This is a genomic window from uncultured Methylobacterium sp., assembly GCF_964244095.1.
GTDB lineage: Bacteria > Pseudomonadota > Alphaproteobacteria > Rhizobiales > Beijerinckiaceae > Methylobacterium.
Genome location: NZ_CAXTHR010000268.1, coordinates 1 through 2,662, shown reverse-complemented (window position 1 = coordinate 2,662; position 2,662 = coordinate 1). Strand labels below are relative to the sequence as shown.

Below are 2,662 nucleotides of genomic sequence, written 5' to 3'. Positions count from 1 at the left end.
CGCGACCTCTGCGGCATCGCCCAGACCGGCACCGGCAAGACCGCGGCCTTCGCGCTGCCGATCCTGCATCGCCTCAGCCTCGAGAAGCGCCACGCCCCGCGCCGCGGCTGCCGCGTGCTCGTGCTCTCGCCGACCCGCGAACTCGCCAACCAGATCGCCGAGAGCTTCTCGGATTACGGGCGCCACCTGCCGCTGACCAACACGGTGGTGTTCGGCGGCGTCACCATCGGCCGCCAGGAGCGGGCGCTGGCGCCGGGCGTCGACATCCTCGTCGCCACCCCCGGCCGGCTGATCGACCTGATCGAGCGCCGCTCGCTCACGCTGGAGGGCGTCGAGATCCTCGTCCTCGACGAGGCCGACCAGATGCTCGACCTCGGCTTCATCCACGCCTTGAAGCGCATCGTGCGGATGCTGCCGGTCAAGCGCCAGAGCCTGTTCTTCTCCGCCACCATGCCGAAGAACATCGCCGGCTTGGCCGATCAGTACCTGCGCGATCCGGTCCAGGTCGCCGTCACGCCGGTGGCCACCACCGCCGAGCGCGTCGAGCAGCAGGTGATCTTCGCCCACACGGGCGCCAAGCAGGCGCTCTTGGCCCACATCCTGCGCGAGCCGAAGATCGAGCGCGTGCTCGTCTTTACCCGGACCAAGCACGGCGCCGACCGCGTCGTGCGCGGGCTGGAGAAGGTCGGCATCGCGGCGTCCGCCATCCACGGCAACAAGTCGCAGCCGCAGCGCGAGCGCGCGCTGGCCGCCTTCAAGGACGGCGCCTGCCGGGTGCTCGTCGCCACCGACATCGCGGCGCGCGGCATCGACGTCGAGGCGGTGAGCCACGTCGTCAACTTCGACCTGCCGAACGTGCCCGAGAGCTACGTCCACCGCATCGGCCGCACCGCGCGCGCCGGCGCCGACGGGCTCGCGATCTCGTTCTGCAACGACGAGGAGAAGGCGTACCTGCGCGACATCGAGCGCATCACCCGCCAGCGCATCCCCGTCGCGCCCTTCCCCGACGGCTTCGCGCCGCCGTCGCGCCAGGAGGCGGCCGAGATCGCCCAGGCCGAGGAGCGCCGGCCCGATACCCGCGGCCAGCGCCCCGGCGGCGGCCGTCCGGGCCAGCGTCCCGGCGGGCGTCCCGGTCAGGGCCGCCCCTTCGGCGGCAACCGCTCGGCCGAGCCCGGTCGCGGTCCAGGCCGCCCCGAAGGTGGCCGCCAGCCGGACACCCGCAACGCCCGTCCGCAGGGCGAACGCCCGAGCGCCGGCCCGCGTCCCGAGCGCGCCGCCGGTGATCGTCCGCGCCAGCCCGCCGGCAACCGCCCGCACAGCGGCGCCGGCGAGGGCCGCGCCATAGGCTGGCTCGACCGCAGCCCGCGCTAGAGCATTTTCCAGCGAGGTGGATGCCGGCTCGCGTGAAAAAACGCGGTCCCACAAAGAGATAGAGCATTTTCCGTGATTCTGGGATCATGGAAAACGCTCGTAACGCACGCGAGCCCCGCACGAACCGCTCGAACAGGGCCGCCCCGGATCATTGGGGCGGCCTTTTTCCTGCGCGCTCCCGCGGCGTCCGTGCATTGCCGGGCGCCGCCGGGCGCCCCATCTCGCCAGGGACGCGCCAAGCGCGACCGTCGTCGCGCAAGACGCCGCCAGCGGGAGCCCCTGTCCATGCGATTCGAACTCTACCGCGATGCGCCGGGCCACTGGCGCTGGCGCCTGCGGGCGCAGAACGGCAACATCCTCGCGGATTCCGGCGAAGGCTACGCCCGCCGCGAGGATTGCGAGCACGGGATCGACCTGGTGCGCCAGAGCGCCACCGCCAAGGTCGTCGACATGACCGCGCAGATCGCCTGACGCCGGACGAAACGCTTTGTGCCGCTCGTGCGTTTCTCCGGCTCGGGCATCGTCCCCGCTCGAACGTCTTCCGTCCACGAAGGAGTTGAGATTCGCGATGAGGAAATTCCTGCTCGCCGCCCTGCTGGTGCTGGGCTTCGCCGCCGCCGCGCCGCAGGGCGCGTCCGCCGCCCCGGTCGGCCCCGGCCTCGCCCTGCAGACCGAGGCCGCGCCCGCGGTCGCCGAGAAGGCCCAGTACTACTACCGCCGCCGGTTCGGGCCGCGCCCCTATTACGGCCGCCGCTTCTACGGCGGCCCGCGTCCGTACTATCGCCGCCCCTATTACGGCCGTCCCTTCTATGGTCCGCGCCGGCTCTTCTACTGACCGCCGGAGGCCCCGGCACGCGCCCCTGAACCCGGTGGCCCGCGCGGGCCGCCGGGTTTTTCGTGGCGTCGGCGGGCCTGCTGCCTTTCGGCGCGATCTGCTGTAGGCTCGTCGCTTCGGGACGGCCGGCATCAGACCGGTCCGCCCGGGAGGAATGCCCTATGGACGACAGCGCGATGCGCGAGGTGCGCGCGCGCGGGCTCTGGCGATCGATTCCCCTCGATTGCCTCATGTGTGCCGCCGCCGTATTCCTGGCAGCCGGCCTCAAGCTCGCCGGCGTGATGCCCTGACCCCTTCCGACCCGGCGGCAAACGGGCATAATCCGCGCTTCCGAGCGAAGGGAATGAATGCCATGGAGGGGGCAGGCGCCGAGGAACCGCAGGGCGACCTCACGGTCCGCACCATCGCGATGCCGGCCGACACCAACGCCAACGGCGACATCTTCGGCGGCTGGGT

Annotated in this window: 4 protein-coding genes and 1 pseudogene; all 5 read left to right on the top strand. The window is 72.0% G+C overall.

Going from position 1 to position 2,662, the window contains the following annotated elements; all coding sequences use genetic code 11:
• A partial coding sequence (locus ACFE86_RS22355) for a DEAD/DEAH box helicase (protein ID WP_375457502.1) occupies positions 1–1,371 on the top strand: 1,371 nt, incomplete at its 5' end.
• Between the two features lie 285 nt (positions 1,372–1,656).
• A complete protein-coding gene (locus ACFE86_RS22350; RefSeq protein ID WP_375457501.1) occupies positions 1,657–1,842 on the top strand; it encodes a YegP family protein in 186 nt (61 codons plus the stop codon).
• Between the two features lie 97 nt (positions 1,843–1,939).
• The gene (locus ACFE86_RS22345; RefSeq protein WP_375457500.1) at positions 1,940–2,206 is read left to right on the top strand and encodes a hypothetical protein; all 267 of its coding nucleotides are present in this window, start codon (positions 1,940–1,942) and stop codon (positions 2,204–2,206) included.
• Positions 2,207–2,367: 161 nt separating this feature from the next.
• Positions 2,368–2,496: a hypothetical protein gene (locus ACFE86_RS22340; protein WP_375457503.1), complete on the top strand. Its 129-nt coding sequence runs from the start codon at positions 2,368–2,370 to the stop codon at positions 2,494–2,496.
• Positions 2,497–2,549: 53 nt separating this feature from the next.
• Positions 2,550–2,662, top strand: a pseudogene (locus ACFE86_RS22335) (acyl-CoA thioesterase); the annotation flags it as partial.

Bases quoted from the DNA above. Each gene is read 5' to 3' on its own strand.
- ACFE86_RS22340 (WP_375457503.1), top strand. From the start codon at position 2,368: ATGGACGACAGCGCGATGCGCGAGGTGCGCGCGCGCGGGCTCTGGCGA.
- ACFE86_RS22345 (WP_375457500.1), top strand. From the start codon at position 1,940: ATGAGGAAATTCCTGCTCGCCGCCCTGCTGGTGCTGGGCTTCGCCGCC.
- ACFE86_RS22350 (WP_375457501.1), top strand. From the start codon at position 1,657: ATGCGATTCGAACTCTACCGCGATGCGCCGGGCCACTGGCGCTGGCGC.